The organism is Pseudomonas sp. AC193, assembly GCF_979258075.1.
The window spans coordinates 395,259-410,064 of the sequence record NZ_OZ409832.1 but is presented as its reverse complement, the minus strand read 5'-3'; the positions used below and the strand labels follow the sequence as shown (position 1 = coordinate 410,064).

Annotated in this window: 17 protein-coding genes; 6 read left to right on the top strand and 11 right to left on the bottom strand. The window is 56.6% G+C overall.

Going from position 1 to position 14,806, the window contains the following annotated elements; translation table 11 throughout:
- Nucleotides 1-9 precede the first annotated feature (9 nt).
- Nucleotides 10-1,182 carry an acetylornithine/succinylornithine family transaminase gene (locus tag ACZZ0D_RS01965; RefSeq protein ID WP_463552325.1) on the bottom strand — a complete coding sequence of 391 codons (1,173 nt, stop codon included), beginning with the start codon at nucleotides 1,180-1,182 and terminating at the stop codon, nucleotides 10-12.
- A gap of 102 nt (nucleotides 1,183-1,284) precedes the next feature.
- On the opposite strand from ACZZ0D_RS01965, the gene ACZZ0D_RS01960 reads away from it, so the two are divergent.
- Nucleotides 1,285-2,190 (top strand): LysR family transcriptional regulator, encoded by a 906-nt coding sequence (locus tag ACZZ0D_RS01960; RefSeq protein WP_212545562.1) that lies wholly within the window; start codon nucleotides 1,285-1,287, stop codon nucleotides 2,188-2,190.
- Nucleotides 2,191-2,246: 56 nt separating this feature from the next.
- On the top strand, nucleotides 2,247-2,654 hold the full coding sequence (locus tag ACZZ0D_RS01955) for a GNAT family N-acetyltransferase (RefSeq protein ID WP_463552324.1): 408 nt from the start codon (nucleotides 2,247-2,249) through the stop codon (nucleotides 2,652-2,654).
- Here ACZZ0D_RS01955 and ACZZ0D_RS01950 read toward each other — a convergent pair.
- A complete protein-coding gene (locus tag ACZZ0D_RS01950; RefSeq protein ID WP_463552323.1) occupies nucleotides 2,648-3,496 on the bottom strand; it encodes an exonuclease domain-containing protein in 849 nt (282 codons plus the stop codon). The two genes, ACZZ0D_RS01955 and ACZZ0D_RS01950, sit on opposite strands and share 7 nt — an antisense overlap.
- Before the next feature lie 107 nt (nucleotides 3,497-3,603).
- Between ACZZ0D_RS01950 and ACZZ0D_RS01945 the strand changes: the two genes are divergently transcribed.
- Nucleotides 3,604-4,407, top strand: a complete 804-nt coding sequence (locus ACZZ0D_RS01945; protein ID WP_463552322.1) for an HNH endonuclease — start codon at nucleotides 3,604-3,606, stop codon at nucleotides 4,405-4,407.
- A gap of 53 nt (nucleotides 4,408-4,460) precedes the next feature.
- Here ACZZ0D_RS01945 and msrA read toward each other — a convergent pair whose 3' ends face one another.
- Genes msrA through msrB form a run of 3 tightly spaced genes read right to left on the bottom strand, consistent with a single transcriptional unit; the run spans nucleotide 4,461 to nucleotide 7,551 of the window.
- Nucleotides 4,461-5,165 carry a peptide-methionine (S)-S-oxide reductase MsrA gene (msrA, locus tag ACZZ0D_RS01940; protein WP_053123567.1) on the bottom strand — a complete coding sequence of 235 codons (705 nt, stop codon included), beginning with the start codon at nucleotides 5,163-5,165 and terminating at the stop codon, nucleotides 4,461-4,463.
- Between the two features lie 15 nt (nucleotides 5,166-5,180).
- Entirely contained in the window at nucleotides 5,181-6,989 is a 1,809-nt protein-coding gene (locus tag ACZZ0D_RS01935; RefSeq protein WP_463552321.1) for a cytochrome c biogenesis protein DipZ, read from the bottom strand.
- 43 nt (nucleotides 6,990-7,032) lie between these two features.
- Entirely contained in the window at nucleotides 7,033-7,551 is a 519-nt protein-coding gene (gene msrB, locus ACZZ0D_RS01930; protein WP_463552320.1) for a peptide-methionine (R)-S-oxide reductase MsrB, read from the bottom strand.
- A gap of 151 nt (nucleotides 7,552-7,702) precedes the next feature.
- Between msrB and ACZZ0D_RS01925 the strand changes: the two genes are divergently transcribed.
- The 3 genes from ACZZ0D_RS01925 to ACZZ0D_RS01915 all read left to right on the top strand — a co-directional run bounded on the left by ACZZ0D_RS01925 (nucleotide 7,703) and on the right by ACZZ0D_RS01915 (nucleotide 10,741).
- On the top strand, nucleotides 7,703-8,413 hold the full coding sequence (locus ACZZ0D_RS01925; RefSeq protein ID WP_463552319.1) for a response regulator transcription factor: 711 nt from the start codon (nucleotides 7,703-7,705) through the stop codon (nucleotides 8,411-8,413).
- Entirely contained in the window at nucleotides 8,410-9,921 is a 1,512-nt protein-coding gene (locus ACZZ0D_RS01920) for a sensor histidine kinase (protein WP_212545556.1), read from the top strand. Before ACZZ0D_RS01925 ends, ACZZ0D_RS01920 begins: the two co-directional genes overlap by 4 nt.
- A gap of 118 nt (nucleotides 9,922-10,039) precedes the next feature.
- Nucleotides 10,040-10,741, top strand: coding sequence for a hypothetical protein (locus ACZZ0D_RS01915; protein WP_053123575.1), 702 nt, complete (start codon nucleotides 10,040-10,042; stop codon nucleotides 10,739-10,741).
- 301 nt (nucleotides 10,742-11,042) lie between these two features.
- Here ACZZ0D_RS01915 and ACZZ0D_RS01910 read toward each other — a convergent pair whose 3' ends face one another.
- The 6 genes from ACZZ0D_RS01910 to cyoC form a co-directional block, all read right to left on the bottom strand.
- A complete protein-coding gene (locus ACZZ0D_RS01910; protein ID WP_212545555.1) occupies nucleotides 11,043-11,534 on the bottom strand; it encodes a RidA family protein in 492 nt (163 codons plus the stop codon).
- A gap of 199 nt (nucleotides 11,535-11,733) precedes the next feature.
- Nucleotides 11,734-12,039, bottom strand: coding sequence for a hypothetical protein (locus tag ACZZ0D_RS01905; RefSeq protein WP_463552318.1), 306 nt, complete (start codon nucleotides 12,037-12,039; stop codon nucleotides 11,734-11,736).
- Nucleotides 12,040-12,356: 317 nt separating this feature from the next.
- Entirely contained in the window at nucleotides 12,357-12,671 is a 315-nt protein-coding gene (locus ACZZ0D_RS01900) for a helix-turn-helix domain-containing protein (RefSeq protein WP_129395407.1), read from the bottom strand.
- A gap of 272 nt (nucleotides 12,672-12,943) precedes the next feature.
- The gene (gene cyoE, locus ACZZ0D_RS01895) at nucleotides 12,944-13,831 is read right to left on the bottom strand and encodes a heme o synthase (RefSeq protein ID WP_053123579.1); all 888 of its coding nucleotides are present in this window, start codon (nucleotides 13,829-13,831) and stop codon (nucleotides 12,944-12,946) included.
- 10 nt (nucleotides 13,832-13,841) lie between these two features.
- On the bottom strand, nucleotides 13,842-14,180 hold the full coding sequence (gene cyoD, locus ACZZ0D_RS01890; protein WP_053123586.1) for a cytochrome o ubiquinol oxidase subunit IV: 339 nt from the start codon (nucleotides 14,178-14,180) through the stop codon (nucleotides 13,842-13,844).
- A complete protein-coding gene (gene cyoC, locus ACZZ0D_RS01885) occupies nucleotides 14,180-14,803 on the bottom strand; it encodes a cytochrome o ubiquinol oxidase subunit III (protein WP_042560958.1) in 624 nt (207 codons plus the stop codon). Before cyoC ends, cyoD begins: the two co-directional genes overlap by 1 nt.
- Between the last annotated feature and the right edge of the window lie 3 nt (nucleotides 14,804-14,806).

Genomic DNA, 14,806 nt, shown 5'->3' with positions numbered 1-14,806 from the left:
CCACAGTAATCAGTCGGCGGCCAATACCCGTCCAATCCCCCTGACAATCATCTCCACCTCCCGCTCATCAATCGTCAGCGGTGGCAGCAGTCGTATCGTCTTGCCACGCGTGACGTTGATCAGCAATCCATGATCCCGCGCCGCGATCAGCGTCAGATCACGCACCGGTTGCTTCAACTCGATACCGATCATCAATCCCAAGCCACGAATCGCCAGCACATTGGGATTGTCCGCCAGTTCAGCACGCAGCCGCGTCAGCAGACGTTCACCCTGCAACCGCGCGTTCTCCAGCAAGTCCTGTTCTTCGATGATATCCAGCACCGTGCAACCCACGCGGCAGGCCAGCGGATTACCGCCGAACGTGCTGCCATGGCTGCCCGGCGTGAACAGATCCGCCGCCCTGCCCCGTGCCAGACACGCGCCGATCGGCACGCCATTGCCCAGTCCTTTCGCCAGTGTCATCACGTCCGGAACGATGCCTTCGTGCTGGAACGCAAACCAGCGCCCGGTGCGACCGATGCCGGTCTGGATTTCATCGAGCATCAGCAACCACGCCTGACGATTGCACACCTCACGTAAAGCTTTCAGGTAACCGGGCGGTGCCAGTTGTACGCCGCTCTCGCCCTGAATCGGTTCGACCAGAATCGCAACGATGCGCTCGCCGTGCTTCTGCCGCACGTGCTCCAACGCGTCGAGATCGCCGAACGGCACTTTGACGAAATCCCCCGGCAGCTCATTGAAACCCAACCGTACCGCCGGGCCATCACTGGCTGACAACGTGCCAAGCGTGCGGCCATGAAAGGCGTTGGCCATCACCACCACCAACGGCTGTTCGATGCCTTTGCGCCAGCCATAAAGGCGCGCCAGTTTCAGCGCGGTTTCATTGGCTTCGGCGCCGGAGTTGTTGAAGAACGCGCGCTGCATTCCCGACAACTCAGTCAGCCGCTTTGCCAGTTGTTGCTGCCAGTCGATGCTGTAGAGATTGGAGGTGTGCAGCAGCAATCCCGCCTGCTCGCTGATCGCCGCAACGATCCGTGGATGCGAGTGACCGACATTGGTCACGGCCACCCCGGCAACCGCGTCCAGATACTCGCGCCCCGCCTGATCCCACAGTCGGGTACCCAAGCCTTTAATAAAACTCAGGGCCAGCGGTTGGTAAGTGTTCATCAGGGCGGCAGTCATGACTTTAAACTCCAGTGCAGGTCGGTGTGATGGGAGTATGGTTAGCCACTTGAACTGGATAAACTCGGAAAAACTTCGATCATTTAAAAGCAGGACTTGATAATGGATTTATTCCAGTCGATGAGCGTCTACGTCAAAGTCGTCGAAGCCGGGAGCATGACGGCGGCCGCATTGCAGTGCGACATGTCGACGACGATGGTCGGCAATCACCTGCGCGCGCTGGAGCAACGGCTGGGCGTGCAACTGCTGCAACGCACCACTCGCCGCCAGCGGCTGACCGAGTTTGGCAGCGTTTATTACCAGCGCTGCCTGGAAGTACTGGGACTGGTCGCCGATTCTGAAGCCCTGGCCGAACAAGCCCTCGATCAACCGCGTGGCATGTTGCGCATCACCGCGCCGCTGACTTTTGGTGTCGAACGTCTGGCGCCAGCGCTCAGCGAGTATTCGCTGCTGTACCCACAAGTAAAACTCGATGTGGTGCTGACCAATGGCCGCCCGGACTTGCTGGAAAGCGGTCTCGACGTGGCATTTCGACTGGGCAATTTCGAAGAGTCGAACCTGATCGCCCGGCCCTTGATCGATTACACCCTGACCGTGTGCGCATCCCCGCAATACGTGGCGCGACGCGGCATGCCGAAAACGCCTGAAGAGTTGCAGCAGCACGACTGCCTGTCGTTCGCCTATCCGGCCGGCGATGACTGGCAATCGGTGGAAAAACGCTGGCGCCTCAGCGGCCCGGACGGGGAAATCATGGTCGACGTCAGCGGGCCGATGCTGATCAACAGCTCCGCCGGTTTGCATCAGGCAGCGCGCAACGGCATGGGCATCGTCATGCTGCCGGATGCGCTGGTCGAGCAGGATCTGCGTGAAGGCAAACTGGTCAAGGTCATCCCTGATTACCATGCACCGAGCAGGCCGATGCATTTGCTGTATGCGCAGGATCGCTATCGACTGCCGAAGCTGCGCCGGTTCGTTGAATTTGCCATGCGCATGTGGGGGAAATCCTGACTCCGCGCGTGCTTCAACTACTCTCGAAACAACGACGAACAAGGACGTAATCTGAAATGGAAAACACATTGAACGTGCGCGATTTGCATCCCGGCGAAATCGAATCAGTGCGGCTGTTTCTGCAACAGCATGGCTGGGGACATCGCGTCGGCTCACCTGAATATTTTGCCCAACTGATCTGTAACTCACAGCGAACGGCAGTCGCACTGAAATATGCGCAAATTATTGGTTTCGCCCGGGGCATCACCGACGGTTTATCCAACGGCTACCTGTCGATGGTGGTCGTTGATGACCACCATCGGCGAGAAGGTGTGGGTCGAGCGCTGGTTGAACATGTGATGGGCGACAACCCCGACATCACCTGGGTACTGCGCGCCGGGCGTGACGGGGCTGAAGCGTTCTTTGCCAGTCTGGGGTTTGAAACGTCAGTGATTGCGATGGAGCGACCACGCATTCGTTACTGACTCGCGCGCTCTATCAAAGCGGTAAAATCACTTTCTCTCAGTATCCGGATGCTCTGACCACTCAAGATAAGCTGCTCCGCCTTTAGATGCTTGGCGCTTTTGTCTTTCCCGGCTAACCGGATCACATCCTGATCACCGACAACCAAGAGCGTTGTCTTCTGCGTTACACCGCTAGCAACTGCACACCCACAACTCAAAGCCATTGCTTCAGCTTCTTTCCTGACAAGGCTCATGCTTCCTGTAAAGCAGATCACCTCACCCAACAATAACCCGTCTGGATTCTGTACGGTCTCAGGCCCAATAAATAACGGCAGGCGAATTCGTTGCCCCCACTCAGAGACTTCTATCCCGGTAGCTTTCACAGCAGCCAGCAGAATATATCCGGCAGCTTTGGCATCCTCGAGTGCATCGTGGTGTTTAAAACTATAACCAATATGCGCTGCGACGTTTGCCAACCCGTAACCCTTGTTTGAAAACTGCGTCCAGCTTCTTCGGGCTACTCGCGCCGAATCCACCCAGTTGATATCGATCCGCGGTAAGGCGTGCTTACTGAAAGCCCTATCGAGTGAAATACGGTCAAAATGCGTATGACACACACAGATCCTGCCGCTGAGATAATTCCTCAGTTGTTCAAAGATCTCTACGAATGTTGGCGAATTCATCACATCGGACTCATCGATTCCATGAATCCCAATGTTGATATCACTGAAGTAATCCTCAGGATTGACAAGCGTTTGCCATTCTTCGGTAAGTACTCCGCCTTGAAAGCACGCGATACCTATTTGGCAAATCGAAGCCATGTCGGCGTTAGCTGTCTCAACGTCAATAGCCACAAAATCCATTTCAGCTCTCCCTGAACCACCGATGGCATCGAGCAGGTGATCGATACCGTGATGAGTTTCAATATGCCATCATCCTGTCTCGAATGTAAAAACACAGGGAGTGGCACATGAAGATCAATCAAGAAGAGCGAGCTGCGCGTGCTTGGCCAATTTTGATTCAGCACGCCGTGCAGGGTACGAATCTCACTTACGGACAATTGGGTGCGGAACTCGGTATCCACCATCGAGCATGTCGGTACGTTCTATTAGAGATTCAAGATTACTGCCTGGAGAACGACTTACCGCCACTAACCATGGTTGTGGTCAATAGCACTACCAAAACACCTGGACAAGGATGTGTTGCTCACGATCCTCGGTTGATCGCACAACAGCGAGCAGAAGTTCAGCGCTTTCAATGGTCGACACAAGAAAATCCGTTTGGATACGCAACATTAGGTGTTACAGGAGACCAATTGGCTGATGAGCTTTTACGAAAGCCCTCTAGTGCAGGTGAGATCTACTCGATGGTCAAGGTCAGAGGGAAAATTCAGCGCCTCTTCAGAACGACATTGCTCAAAGCCTATGGATATCAATGCGCATTGACTGACACGACGTTTACACAAGTGTTAGAAGCTTGTCACATCATGCCTTGGAACCAATGCACTGAAGAAGAAAGGCTTGATGTTCGGAACGGCGTTTTGTTGAACTCAAATCATCACAAGCTATTTGATCGAGGGATTATCACCTTTGGCCTGGATTTGAAGGTGATTTATACCGACATGGCAGAAGAAGATGGTCCTTACACCGAGAGCGACCACAACCTTTCAACTCGTCTTCACGGAAGATCGCTGAACATGCCTAACCCGCTCAACCTTGCTCCCGGTACTGAATACCTGAAAAGAAGCCACAAATGGTATGGGTGGGATTTGTAATCTGCCAAACGCCCCTGCGTCATCCGTGACGCAGACGCATCCATTCCCGCTAGTCACGACCCGCCCTTCACCAACACCGGTTTTTCCTGATAACGCTCCGCAAACATTTGCTTCAAATTCGCCACTTTCGGCATGTCGTTGATCGCGATGTACGGATAGCTCGGATGTTCGGTCAGGAAGTCCTGGTGATAGTCCTCTGCCGGGTAAAAGCCGTTGTAGCTTTCCAGTTTGGTGACGATCGGTTTGCTGAAGGCATGGGCCGCATCGAGTTGCGTGATGTAGGCCTGTGCGACCTTCTGCTGATCGGCATTGATCGGGAACAGCGCCGAGCGGTATTGCGTGCCGCTGTCCGGGCCCTGACGGTTGAGTTCGGTCGGGTTGTGGGCCACCGAGAAGTAGATCTGCAACAGGTCGCCGTAGCTGACCTGCGTCGGATCGAAGGTGACTTGCACCGATTCCGCGTGGCCGGTATCGCCGCCGCTGACCCGCTCATATTCAGCGGTGTTGGCCGCGCCACCGGCGTATCCCGAAACGGCTTTCTGCACGCCTTTGACGTGTTGAAAAACCCCCTGAACGCCCCAGAAACACCCGCCCGCAAACACGGCAGTTTCGCTGTGGGCCTGGGTGACTTCATCAAGTGTGGGTGGCGGGATGGCCACAGCGTCTTCGCCGCCAAAGGAGAACGCTGAGACCTGGCCGATCACGCCGACGACCGCAACGGCCAGCAACATACGACGCCATGTGAATTGGGTTTTCATGTCTGTCACTCCTGATCAACCGAAGGTAAACGCGTAGGCGGAAACACCGGGGTCGAGAAATTCGATGCTGAAGGTTCGATCCTTCACGCCGCCGGACTGCCGCACCAACTGATACAAACGCTGTTCGGTGACTTGGCCAGCGCCGTCGGGGGAAACATCGACGCCATGCGCATCGCCCGGGGCCTGACCATCAATCGACACTTTGAAGCGCACCGGTTTGCCATCCGCGCCCGGCCCGAGCACCAGATGCAGGTCGCGGGCATGGAAGCGGTAAACGATGCGGCTGGCCGTGGCACCGGCGGTGGCGCGTTCGGCGCCGACGTTCCATTGGCCGCCGAGGCTCCAGTCATTCAGGGCCAGATTGGCCGGCGGGACATAGACGGAAACTTTGTTGGGCAGCAGGCTAGTTTCGGGCACGAAATGTTCTGCGCGCTGGTAGCCCAAGTAGGTTTCCGGCGATTGCACTTCGTTCATGTCCGGGGCCAGTTGCACGCCCTTGGCGTCAGCATTGATCAAGCCATCGGTGACGGTTTTCGAACCGGCTTCACGCAACAGTTGTTGAATGACGCGTTCCGATTCGGCGTAGTCCCCTTCACCAAAGTGGTGGTAACGAATGCGTCCCTGGGCGTCGGCAAAGTAATGCGCCGGCCAGTATTCGTTGTTGAAAGCGCGCCAGATCTTGTAGTCGTTATCGATGGCCACCGGATAGTTGATGCCCAATTCCTTCATGGCTTTGGTGACATTGCCTACATCGCGTTCGAAAGCGAATTCCGGCGCGTGTACACCGATCACCACCAGCCCCTGATCGCGATACTTTTCCGCCCAGGCTTTGACGTAAGGCAGGGTGCGCAAACAGTTGATGCAGGTGTACGTCCAGAAATCCACCAGCACAACTTTGCCCTTCAACGCTTGCGCATCCAGCGGCGGCGAGTTGAGCCATTGCACGGCGCCATCGAGCGGCGGCAACTGGCCTTCAACCGGCAACGTGCCCGGTGCTTTCGCGGCCATTTTCATCGCGCCGCCGGCGGCCATCATGCTGCCGTTCGCCAACTCATCCGCCGGCGGAATTTGCGCCATCATCGTGCCGTTCGCATCAGGTTTTTTTGCTGAAAGCTTGCCAACCAATGCTTGCTCGAGCCCTCCGGTAGACGCGGTCGATATCCGCGCGAGAATGCCGGTATCAAGACCCAAAGCGATCGCTGCCACCCCGGCCAACATCAACGCGCCGAGGCCTCGACGTATCCACTCGCCGGTACCAATCGAACGCTTCATGAAGGCGAAAACCTTACCGCCCAGCAACAGCGCTGCGGCCAATGAGGTCGCGGCACCCGCCGCGTAAGCGAGCAACAACAGCGTGGTGGCGATGCTTGCCCCTTGCAGCGCGGCACCGGTCAGAATCAAGCCGAGGATTGGCCCCGCGCAAGGCGCCCAGAGCAGCCCCGTGGCGACCCCGATCAGAAACGAAGCGCCGGGACGCGGGCGATTGCCCTGCCCGGCGGCTTGCGACAAACGACTGCCGGCCGATACCAGGGGCCGGGTCAGGCGCTCGGCCACACGCGGCAGGAGCAAGGTCAGCCCGAACAGCGCAACGAACAGCAACGCGAGCCAGCGCCCGTACTGATTGACTTGCACCACCCAACCGCCGCCCACCGCCGCCAACGAGGCGACGAGCGCGAAGGTCAGCGCCATCCCCGCCAGCAGCGGCAAGCCACTCTTGATAAACGGCTGCCCGGTGCGAGCGAAGACAAAAGGCAGAACCGGCAGGATGCAGGGGCTGACGATCGTCAGCACACCACCGAGATAAGCGAGAACCAAGAGCCACATAGATTTGTCCTGTGTGAGGTGAAGATCGCCCGCGCTTCATGGCTTACGCCGCCACGGCTTTGAAGGTCATGGCCAGGCCATTCATGCAATAACGCAGACCGGTGGGTTTCGGGCCGTCATCGAAAACATGCCCCAAGTGACCGCCGCAACGCCGGCAGTGAACCTCTTCGCGCGACATGCCGAACGATCGATCCTGGCGCACCGCCACCGCACGCTCCAATGGCGCCCAGAAGCTCGGCCAACCGGTGCGGCTGTCGAATTTGGTCGCGGAGGAAAACAGCGCCAGATCACAACCGGCGCAGGCAAAAGTGCCGACCCGATGCTCGTTGTTCAGCGGGCTGGTGTAGGCGCGTTCGGTGCCTTCTTCGCGCAGGATCTGGTATTGCTCGTCGGAGAGGATCGAGTGCCATTCACTGTCGCTGTGCATCACTTCAAACATTTCATCTGCCTGCGCTGCGCTGACCACTGCAGCGCTGGTCGACAATTTTGGCAATACACCCGCGACCAGGGCTGCAACCCCTAGCCCGCCGCCCGCTAACAGAATCTGTCGCCGTGAAAACATGGCCGCCTCCGAAAATTCCAAGTGCTCTTCATGGAACACAGCCTAGGCTTGGATTGATCGCCAAATCCTCACAGGGAGTTAACGAATTCGTGATAACTCGCCACGGGAAAAAACCGCACAATGCGTCAATCGCGCCGAAGGATTGAGCTTCATGGAACAGACCAAACGCGTTCTCGTGGTCGAGGACGACCAGCACATTGCCGACCTGATTTGCCTGCATTTGCGGGATGAACAATTCGAGGTGACCCACAGCGCCGACGGCGACGAAGGTATGCGCCTGCTGCAACAAGGCCACTGGGACGCGCTGATCCTCGACCTGATGTTGCCGGGGGTCGACGGTCTGGAAATCTGCCGCCGCGCCCGGGCCATGGCGCGCTACACACCGATCATCATCACCAGCGCCCGCTCCAGCGAATTGCACCGGATTCTGGGTCTGGAGTTGGGCGCCGATGACTATCTGGCCAAACCGTTTTCGATGCTGGAACTGGTGGCGCGGGTCAAAGCGCTGTTGCGCCGGGTCGACGCGATGGCGCGCAATCTGAAGATGGATGCCGGCAGCCTCATTCTCGATGGGCTGAGCATCGACCCGATCACCCGCGACGTCAGCCTCGACGGTCAGCGCCTGGATCTCACGCCACGGGAGTTCGACCTGCTGTATTTCTTCGCCCGCCAACCGGGCAAAGTCTTCTCGCGCATGGATTTGCTTAACGCCGTTTGGGGTTACAGCCACGAGGGTTACGAACACACGGTCAATACCCATATCAATCGTCTGCGGGCAAAGATCGAGAAAGATCCGGCACAGCCGACGCGCATCCTCACCGTGTGGGGTCGCGGTTATAAATTCGGTGCCGAGCAGCCATGAAACTGACCCTGACGCAGCGCCTGTCCATCGTTTTCGCCGTGTTGCTGCTGGTGTGCTGCGGCACGTCGGCATGGCTGCAGGTGCGCTCCAGCAAAATGCATGAACTGGAAGTGGTGCAAGGGTTGTCGAGGGATCTGGCGCAACACATCGCCCACGACACCGTGCTGATGGACAGCAACGGCTTGATGCCCGGTGCCGTGCGCCAACTGTTCAGCCAATTGATGCTGGTTAATCCGAGTGTCGAAGTGTATTTGCTCGACGGTGAGGGGAAGGTTGTCGGCAGCGCCGCGCCTGAAGGCCGGATACTCCGGCAGCAGGTCGATCTGGCGCCGATTCGCCAATTGCTCAACGACCAGCCCTTGCCGATCCTCGGCGACGATCCGCGCAGCGTGGACGGACGCAAAGTCTTCAGCGCCGCACCGCTGAAGGTCAACGGCAAACCCGCCGGTTATCTGTACGTGGTGTTGCTCAGCGAAGAACATGATCGTTTCGCAGAGCGCGGGGCGACCAGCGCCGCGCTCAACACTGCTCTGTTGTCGATCGGACTGGTCGCGCTGCTGTGTTTGATCGCCGGTCTCACCGCATTCAATCTGATTACCCGACCGTTGCGGCGACTCACTGATACGGTCAGCCGTTTTGATATCGATGGAGCACCGCAACCGGTCACTGCGCCTGTGGATAAATCCGCCGACCCGGATGAAATTGCCGTTCTCGACGCGGCGTTCCGGCAGATGCAAAACCGCCTCGGCGAGCAGTGGCGCTCATTGACCCGTCAGGATCAGGAACGCCGCGAACTGGTGGCGAATATTTCCCACGACCTGCGCACGCCACTGGCCTCGCTGCACGGTTATCTGGAAACCCTGTCACTGAAGGACGCCACGCTGTCACCGGAAGAACGCCGGCGTTATCTGGGCATCGCGCTGGATCAGAGCCGCAAGGTCGGCGGGCTGGCGCAATCGCTGCTGGAACTGGTGCGGCTGGAACACGGGTTTGTGCAACCGGTGCTCGAACGCTTCTCTCTGACCGATCTGGTGCAGGATATCTTTCAGAAATTCGAACTGACGGCCGAGGCACGACAGGTCGAGCTCAAGGCGCAGTTCGTGCCAAACCTGCCAACGGTCTGCGCCGACCTTGGGCTGATCGAACGGGTGCTGACCAATCTGGTGGATAACGCGTTGCGGCACACGCCACAGGGCGGCGAAATCGAACTCGATCTGAAACCCCATGGCGCTTTGGTCGATGTTACGGTCAGCGACACCGGCCCAGGCATTGCGCCTGAATTGCGCGAAGGGCTGTTCCTGCGCCCGTTCAATATCGGTGGCGCGCGACGGGATGGCGGCTTGGGTCTGCGCATCGTGCACCGCATCTTGCAATTGCATGGACGTGACATTCAGTTGCTGGACGTTAATGGGCGCGGCGCGACGTTTCGCTTTTCGCTGCCAACGGATCAGCAAACTGCCGAGCAATGGATGGTACGTTCAATGAATCTGCACACCCCGGCCAAATAGTTGAGACCGCCGGCCCGTTGCTCCGTGACAACGCCGCCCCGCTCCCCTAAATTAGTCGACCTGAAAAAGCCCTCGGGCTTGCTCATCTCCACTCAAGTTAAAAAGTAGTGAAATTTCAATGTCCGATTTCAACACCGCTGAATCCGTAGTCACCGAATCGTCCAAAGCGGAATACGAAAACTCCATCAATCTTTCACAACACCTGCCACAAGCCAAAATCATCAGCGAGATGGTGCTGGACGCGTTCCAGTCGACCCGCGAAAGCGACCAGATCCGCGAACTGCGCGCCGCGATCCGTCACGCTCACGACAGCTTCGACGACGACAAGGCTTACGAGCTGATGGGCGAACTCAAGGCTCTGAAAGACGCCGAAGCCGCCGACCTCGCCGCCCTTGAAGACCTGAGCAGCAAGTTTTCGATTGGCCGCATCCTGTCCAGCTTCAAGGACGATCCGGCGTTCCAGGAAATCGTTTACGGCCTGGCCCTCAAAGTGCTGAATCAGACCCATCAGGCGATCAGCAACCCGAGCGGCGGCAAGAGCAAGGCTGCGAAGAAGAAAGAAGTCGAAATCTTCACCATCAGCAAAGACGGCATCAGCGTGACCCTGCCACTGCGCACACCGCGTTCGCGTCTGAATGTTGATCGTGAAGCGCTGGAGTTCCTCGGTTTCACCTTCGTCGGTGAAGGCGAAGAGGCGGAACTGGAAAGCGAAGTCTTCGTTGATAACGACGGCGCCGAGCAGGCCGTGAACCGCAAGAACATCATCACTGCACTGCAGAAGCAGACAGCGTTTGATGGGTACAGCATCGCTGCGCAGTAATTTTCAGCGCTGACGAAAAAGCCCCGCACTGGGATTCAGTGCGGGGCTTTTTGGTTTTCGGCTTGGGTTTAGTGGGATGGCCTACACCGAGGCCCCTCACCCCAGCCCTCTCCCGAGGGAGAGGGAGCCGATTGGGGGATATTGTAGAAGTACGCCGAAATGAACGTGCTGTGCCGAATCCACAATCGCCACGGTCTTGCAGGTCGATGAATAGCTCAAGACACCTCGGTCAGTCCCCTCTCCCTACGGGCGGTCCGACGTTTCGGGAGGGCTAGGGTGAGGGCAATTCGCGAGATCAGACTCAAACCGCAGGATGCAACGCCACAATCATGTCCACTTCAATCGCCGCATTCTTCGGCAACTGATACACCCCCACCGTCGTCCGCGTATGCCGCCCGGCATCACCCAGTACATGGCTGAACACATCCGAAGCACCATTGGCCACTTCACTCAAATCGACGAAATCCGGCGTCGACTTCACATACACCGTGACCCGCAACAACGCCTTGATCTTGTCCAGCGATCCCACCGCATCAACAATCAGCGCCAGACACCGCATCGCACTGATGCTCGCCGCCGCCTGCGCATCCTTGAGCGTCAGCTCCAGCCCAACGCGACCGGGATACTGAATCTTGCCGTGAGTGCGCGGCACCATCCCGCTGATGTACAACTCATCATGATGACGAATCAGCGGCGCGTAATTACCGCCAGCCGTGTTCTCGCCATAGATGTCGTAATTCAGCTCTTGTGCCAGGGCAATAAAGCGTTCGTCGCAGGTCATCCTCTCAGTCATGTCGCCCAGCCTTGTGATCAGTGCATGAAAAAACGCAGGTTACAACAGTTGAGCTTCAGTGAATAACGAAGGGTTGTCGATGGCTGGAGCCGAATCTGAAAATTTAACCAGCAGGCCGCAGTATGTACCTCCAGGGCAAAAAAGCTCCGCACTCTCTCGAGAAACGAAGCTTTTCAAAGGCACTTTTAAACATGAGTAGCTAACGATGAAATTTTTTGTCGGTACCGGCTATAAAGTCCGGATTACCCGCTGACGAATAGTCAGGAAAAATCTCAAATCCTTTTACAACCGTCCCATCTTCTTTCAACTTATCGACCCCCAAGAACACCTCCCAGAGCTTGGAATGTTCGAGCGTCAAATCCTTACCATATGCAGTCCAGAAAATCGTCACACTGGAATCAGTGGCGGCCTTGAATGTTCCCGAACTTTTAGCGTAGCTTTTTTCAACAAGTTGGATTTTCGTACCAACTGAGACATTTGCAAAAGAACACTTCGAAAAAGCCATGATGATTACTCCGCCTGTAGGTGAGCTATGAACTTAGACTCATAGAAAAAAGCGCACACCTGTAAAAAATGACAGTTATTCAGATGTATCTCTCATAACTATCAAGCTTCTAATTGCTAACCTTGCCGCAGTGAATCGACTTACCTTGGCCGGTCTCACACATCCAGTCTCCATAAGCCAACAAAAAACCCCGCACATTTCTCAATGTGCGGGGTTTTCTTGAAGCGTTCAAAACTCATGACTGTATGTCTGCAACAATCCATAACTGATGCTCCGAAAACAAAATGAGCTATTAGCTAAAACCTGAGCTTAGCGCGCTAGACAGCGCTCAACCGCTCAACCATGTCTGGAAATTTCTCAACCAAACGAATCAACAGGGCTGCTTGAGCATTGGGCTTCGACTTTTCCTGCTCCCAGTTTCTCAAGGTGCTGGGGCTTGTTCTGATTCGCTTGGCAAAAACCGCTTGGGACATATGTAACCTTTCCCGTAGCGCGACAATTTCCTGGGCGCCGACCTCGGGGACAGGTTTGTCCTCGACGATTGTATTACGCAACGTAATTTTGCCTTCGCGTTGAGCTGCCATCTCATCAACGCCCTGCATCAACTCTGCAAACAGGTCGCGTTTTTTCATGGGGTGCCTCGTGCTTTTAACTCTCTATCGCGGCATCACATAGCCAGCGAGCGGATTACCCTGCAGAAAGTCCTGCAGCTCTCGATACTCATCGTCCGTCAGTTAATGATCAACGTTCGCAGTAAAAATTGTGGTTTCAAAGAAGACAGTTCGCATGACCAAACTATAGGCAGATTGCCTATAGACAGACTATCAACAAATCACGTTTCCGTTAAACAAAAAAACCCCGCACATCTCTCAACGTGCGGGGTTTTTCATACAACCTTTAAACCTTACGGCGCATACGTCAGCAGCAGCTCCGCCGGCACCTTGAAGTCCAGGGACATCATGACGCTCAGCGCGGTGATGGTGAAGATCGAGAACACGAACAGCTTGCGTGCCCAGACCGTGTCATCCACCGCTTTGTAGCCGGTCCAGGCCATGTACAACCAGTACATGCCCATGGCCGCGGCGACAGCGAGGTAGCTCATGCCGGCGTAGCCGCTGAAGGTCAGCATCAAGGTCGCCACGAGGAACGCCAGGATGTAGAGCAGGATGTGCTTCTTGGCCACTTGAATGCCGCGCTTCACTGGCAGCACCGGAATCGATGCGGCCAGGTAATCGTTGAAGCGGAAGATTGCGATGGCGTAGGAATGCGGCATCTGCCACAGGCTGAACATCACCAGCAGCGTCAGCGCGGCCATGTCGAAGCTGTTGGTTACGGCAACGTAACCGATCACTGGCGGCATGGCGCCCGACAGACTGCCCACCAGCGTGCCGTGAACCGACTTGCGCTTGAGGTACAGGCTGTAGAAGCCGACGTAGATAACGAAGCCGATTACGGCGAACAGGGCAGCCAACGGGTTGGCCACCTTGTACAACAAGGCAACGCCGAGAACACCAAGGATGGTCGCGTAAACCAGTGCCAGTTTCAGGGAGATCAAGCCCTGCACCAGCACGCGGTTTTTGGTGCGTTCCATCTTCAGGTCGATGTCGCGGTCGATGCAATTGTTGAACACGCAACCGGAGGCGACAACCAGGGAGGTGCCGATCATGGCTGCCAGAAACACCGCCAGATCGACATGCCCTTTCGAGGCCAGGAAGAACCCGCCTGCCACAGAAAGCACGTTACCGAAAATGATCCCCGGTTTGGTGATTTGGATAAAGTGCTTAAGCGACATCGGGTCTACCTCACTTCGCCATCATGTACGTGTGGATGCTGAACATGATCCACAACGACAGACCAACCAGCAGCACGATCACAATCGCGGCGAACACGAAGGCGATCACATTGTTACGTTGCGCAGCCGAGCGGTCCAGGTGCAGGAAGTACACCAGGTGGACAACCACCTGGATCACGGCGAAGGCCAGAACGATCATCAGCGTGATCGACTTCGGCAACGACGGGTACATCACCAGAGCAAACGGGATCGCAGTCAGGATCACCGACAGGATGAAGCCGATCGCGTAGGACTTGACGCTGCCGTGGCCGGCGTCGTCGTGGCTGTCATGGGAGTGTGCGTTAGCCATTACAGGGTCCCCATCAGGTAAACAACGGTGAATACGCAGATCCACACCACGTCCAGGAAGTGCCAGAACAGGCTCAGGCAGCTCAGACGGGTCTTGTTGGTCGCCGTCAGGCCGTGCTTGTTGACCTGGTACATCATGATGCCCATCCAGATCAGACCCGCGGATACGTGCAGACCGTGGGTACCGACCAGGGTGAAGAACGCGGACAGGAAGCCCGAACGGCTAGGACCGAAGCCCTCGGAGATCAGCAGGTGGAACTCGTTGATCTCCATGGCGATGAAGCCTGCGCCCAGCAGGAAGGTCATGAACAACCAACCCAGAACCTGCTGCTTCTTACCTTTGTACAACGCCAGCATGGCGAAGCCGTAGGTGATCGAACTGAACAACAGCAGAGCGGTTTCGCCCAGCACGTATGGCAGTTCGAAGATGTCGTGGCCCGACGGGCCACCGGCGACGTTGTTTACCAGTACCGCGTATACCGCGAAGATCGACGCAAACAAAATGCAGTCGGTCATCAGGTAGAGCCAGAAACCGTATACGGTCATCTCGCCCGAATCGTGGTGATGGTCATCGTGCCCATGTTCACCATGGGCGTGTCCAGCATTGGTCACTAAATTCGACATGGT

Excerpts from the sequence above, each read along its gene's own strand:
- cyoC (WP_042560958.1), bottom strand. The coding sequence starts at position 14,803 with ATGTCGAATTTAGTGACCAATGCTGGACACGCCCATGGTGAACATGGG.
- ACZZ0D_RS01945 (WP_463552322.1), top strand. The coding sequence starts at position 3,604 with ATGAAGATCAATCAAGAAGAGCGAGCTGCGCGTGCTTGGCCAATTTTG.
- ACZZ0D_RS01955 (WP_463552324.1), top strand. The coding sequence starts at position 2,247 with ATGGAAAACACATTGAACGTGCGCGATTTGCATCCCGGCGAAATCGAA.
- cyoE (WP_053123579.1), bottom strand. The coding sequence starts at position 13,831 with ATGTCGCTTAAGCACTTTATCCAAATCACCAAACCGGGGATCATTTTC.
- ACZZ0D_RS01965 (WP_463552325.1), bottom strand. The coding sequence starts at position 1,182 with ATGACTGCCGCCCTGATGAACACTTACCAACCGCTGGCCCTGAGTTTT.
- ACZZ0D_RS01905 (WP_463552318.1), bottom strand. The coding sequence starts at position 12,039 with ATGGCTTTTTCGAAGTGTTCTTTTGCAAATGTCTCAGTTGGTACGAAA.
- ACZZ0D_RS01935 (WP_463552321.1), bottom strand. The coding sequence starts at position 6,989 with ATGTGGCTCTTGGTTCTCGCTTATCTCGGTGGTGTGCTGACGATCGTC.
- cyoD (WP_053123586.1), bottom strand. The coding sequence starts at position 14,180 with ATGGCTAACGCACACTCCCATGACAGCCACGACGACGCCGGCCACGGC.
- ACZZ0D_RS01910 (WP_212545555.1), bottom strand. The coding sequence starts at position 11,534 with ATGACTGAGAGGATGACCTGCGACGAACGCTTTATTGCCCTGGCACAA.
- ACZZ0D_RS01960 (WP_212545562.1), top strand. The coding sequence starts at position 1,285 with ATGGATTTATTCCAGTCGATGAGCGTCTACGTCAAAGTCGTCGAAGCC.
- ACZZ0D_RS01915 (WP_053123575.1), top strand. The coding sequence starts at position 10,040 with ATGTCCGATTTCAACACCGCTGAATCCGTAGTCACCGAATCGTCCAAA.
- ACZZ0D_RS01900 (WP_129395407.1), bottom strand. The coding sequence starts at position 12,671 with ATGAAAAAACGCGACCTGTTTGCAGAGTTGATGCAGGGCGTTGATGAG.
- ACZZ0D_RS01925 (WP_463552319.1), top strand. The coding sequence starts at position 7,703 with ATGGAACAGACCAAACGCGTTCTCGTGGTCGAGGACGACCAGCACATT.
- msrA (WP_053123567.1), bottom strand. The coding sequence starts at position 5,165 with ATGAAAACCCAATTCACATGGCGTCGTATGTTGCTGGCCGTTGCGGTC.
- ACZZ0D_RS01920 (WP_212545556.1), top strand. The coding sequence starts at position 8,410 with ATGAAACTGACCCTGACGCAGCGCCTGTCCATCGTTTTCGCCGTGTTG.
- msrB (WP_463552320.1), bottom strand. The coding sequence starts at position 7,551 with ATGTTTTCACGGCGACAGATTCTGTTAGCGGGCGGCGGGCTAGGGGTT.
- ACZZ0D_RS01950 (WP_463552323.1), bottom strand. The coding sequence starts at position 3,496 with ATGGATTTTGTGGCTATTGACGTTGAGACAGCTAACGCCGACATGGCT.